This window comes from Vibrio sp. 10N.222.46.A1, from assembly GCF_041473595.1.
Lineage (GTDB): Bacteria > Pseudomonadota > Gammaproteobacteria > Enterobacterales > Vibrionaceae > Vibrio > Vibrio tasmaniensis_A.
Map to the genome: position 1 here is coordinate 1 of NZ_JBFRSN010000453.1, position 2,906 is coordinate 2,906.

Annotated in this window: 3 protein-coding genes; 2 read left to right on the forward strand and 1 reads right to left on the reverse strand. The window is 44.0% G+C overall.

Annotated features, from left to right (window positions below; genetic code table 11):
* Positions 1-121: 121 nt before the first annotated feature.
* On the reverse strand, positions 122-1,009 hold the full coding sequence (locus tag AB4496_RS13790) for a LysR substrate-binding domain-containing protein (RefSeq protein ID WP_009846429.1): 888 nt from the start codon (positions 1,007-1,009) through the stop codon (positions 122-124).
* A 181-nt stretch (positions 1,010-1,190) separates the two neighbouring features.
* On the opposite strand from AB4496_RS13790, the gene hisC reads away from it, so the two are divergent.
* Together hisC and AB4496_RS13800 are read left to right on the forward strand one after the other, a co-directional pair.
* Positions 1,191-2,342 carry a histidinol-phosphate transaminase gene (gene hisC, locus AB4496_RS13795; protein WP_009846430.1) on the forward strand — a complete coding sequence of 384 codons (1,152 nt, stop codon included), beginning with the start codon at positions 1,191-1,193 and terminating at the stop codon, positions 2,340-2,342.
* Between the two features lie 10 nt (positions 2,343-2,352).
* The coding region (locus AB4496_RS13800; protein WP_372131164.1) for a transporter substrate-binding domain-containing protein at positions 2,353-2,906 on the forward strand (554 nt) is incomplete at its 3' end.

Sequence of the window (2,906 nt, forward strand, 5' to 3'; positions counted from 1 at the left end):
GTTCTATTCTATAGATACCAATACGCAGCGAGCGTAAAATAGTTTCATTTTGAGAATGGTAAAATTCTCATTATGACGATCTATTAAAGCTACAGTGGGGGCTTACCCAAGATGATTGCCGCTAATCGACGAGCCAATCAACCAGCGTAGATAAGGATGTATTTTGTCGATTCTTGGGTTGCAGTAAGAAGTAACCATTTCCAGAGAAGACACTGCCTTCACTCACTTTCACCAATCTACCCAAATCAATATCTTGCTTGGCCAGCGTGATGTCGCCTATGGCAATACCAAACCCTTGAATGGCTGCGTTCATCGCTTGATCAAGTGTCGCGAATTGTTGGTTGTTCTTACTTGAAAGGTCATGACTTCCTATGTGCTCTAACCAAAGTCGCCAATCACTCTGCTCATTGTTGGCGTGTAACCAAGTGTATTGAGCGAGCTTGTGTGGCTTGATGATAGTAGAAGCGCTACTTACAAGATGGCTTTGCGTAATGCTTTGAGCTTGGCAGACCGGAGCCAGTTGCTCGTTGAACAATAACTGGCTCACTATCGATTGTTGGCTTGGCTTCTTACCATAGGTGATTACGGCGTCAAACGGGTCAAAGCTTGGTTCAAAAACGTGCTTGATGGTCGACGTGAGTTCGACATCAATTTCAGGATAGGCTTGCTGAAAAGACATCAACTTGGGTAGCAGCCAAGAGGTAATACAACTTGGTGCGTTGAGCTTGATCTTCGATGGAGAGCTGGCAACTTGATTTAACGCCGATTGCAGTTGTTGGATGGTATCTTGAATCAGCGGAACCAGTTCTTCTCCCTTAGGTGTTAATGACAACCCGCGAGCATGTCGGTAGAAAAGATCGCACCCGAGACTTTCTTCAAACGACAATACCTGACGACTCACTGCACCTTGCGTAACATTCAGCTCATGTGCCGCTCGCGTAAAATTGAGGTGCCTTGCCGTCGACAAGAACGCGAGCAAGGTTTTAGTTGAAGGAAGTGTGCGATTCATATCTTTACCTATGATTTTTTATCATGGCTATTATGTGATTATTTCGATTCATTTATCAATAGTGTTCTGTTTGAATGTAAGTACTTAATCATCATTTGTGATTTAATATGTGTATAGGTCGCATTTATTGAATATGAAGGCAATGATGAAGACGTTGTGATTTTGTGAAAGGGATAGCTTCTTGACATCTTTTATTGATAGCTTAGTACCTCAGGCTGTAAAAAAATTAATACCTTATCAATCGGCAAGAAGAATTGGTGGTGATGGACGTGTCTGGCTAAACGCCAATGAATTGGAAAGCTCGTTGTTTCAAGGAGAAGCGAGTCACAATCGATACCCAGACTTCTTACCACAAGATATTGCTAAGGCTTACCAAGGTTACTGTGGCACTGATGCCGCGACGGTTGCTGTCCGTGGTGCAGATGAAGCGATTGATTTGCTGATTAGAACATTCTGTAAGCCGGCGAGCGACAACATACTTATCTGTTCTCCAACGTATGCTATGTATGAGTTTTGCGCCGATGCATTGGCGATAAATACCTTGGACTCCCCATTGCAGGAAGACTTCAGCCTTAACGTCGCTGATATAGTGAATAAAGCGGAATTGGCTAATATCGTGTTTCTTTGCTCACCAAACAACCCTACGGGCAATGTGATCCCTAAATTGGATTTGATTCAGGTTCTTGAGGGAACTCAGGGTAAATCTCTGGTTGTGGTGGATGAGGCGTATATTGAGTTTGAACCGCAAACATCAGCGGTGAGTCTTATTGAGCGTTATCCGCATTTGGTTGTGATTCGCACCTTGTCTAAGGCGTTTGGACTCGCAGCCGTACGTTGTGGCTTTATCTTAGCGAGTCAAAATGTGATGCAGTATGTAGCTAAATTAATTCCACCGTATCCGATGCCAGATTGCTCATCTCAAATTGTACTAGACGCATTGTCTGATGAACGAATTGCGTTGATGGAAAGCGCGACGTTAAAGTTGGTCGAATTGCGTAATCGGTTTGCTTGTGAGCTAACGCGGTTTGAATTTATAGAACAGGTTTATCCGTCATCGACCAATTTCGTTTTGCTACGTCAAAAACCGGGGCACCATGTGTTTAGCGTATTGGCGAAGGATGGCATTGTGACAAGGAACCAAAACCACGAACCTGCTTTGCGTAACTGTGTACGAATCAGTATTGGTAGCCAAGAGAGCATGCTAGAAGTGATAACGTCACTAACACGCTACCAAACCGAGCTGCAACAGAATCAACAAGATCAGCAGAAGCGACAGGAGCAACAAGAACAATATATAGAAACTCAAACTCAACTCGATAAAGATCATATCTAGGATGGCAATGATGAAAAAGATAATACTAGGACTCGCTTGTGCGGCAGCTTTACTTGGTACAACGGTACAGGCGAAAGAAATCCGTTTGGCGTCAGACTTTACGTATCCGCCATTCAACTATAAAAACAGTGACGGTGTGCCTGTCGGGTTTGATATTGAGATAGCTGATGCACTGTGTGAGCAAGCCAAACTCGATTGTACTTGGGTTTCACAAAGCTGGGACTCGCTAATTCCAAGCTTATTGGCAAGAAAGTCAGATGTGATTATGGCTTCGATGCGCATTACTGAAGAGCGTAAGCGTAAAATCTTATTTACTGATAAGTACTACCAAACACCAGCCGTGTTTGTTGCTGCTAAAAGCGCGGAGTTCAGCGTTGATGAGGCTGGCTTAACGGGCAAAACCATCGGTGTTCAGCAAGGTACGATTCACGATCGCTACGTAACGGATAAGTTTGGCAGTGTTGCCAACATTAAGCGTTACACAGGGCAAGATGAAGTGTATCTGGATCTGCAAAACGGCCGTTTAGATCTAACCTTCGGCAACTCAGACCAACTGTCATTGGC

What these genes read in the sequence shown, in the direction of transcription:
- AB4496_RS13790 (WP_009846429.1), bottom strand. Translation starts at nt 1,009, where the DNA reads ATGAATCGCACACTTCCTTCAACTAAAACCTTGCTCGCGTTCTTGTCG.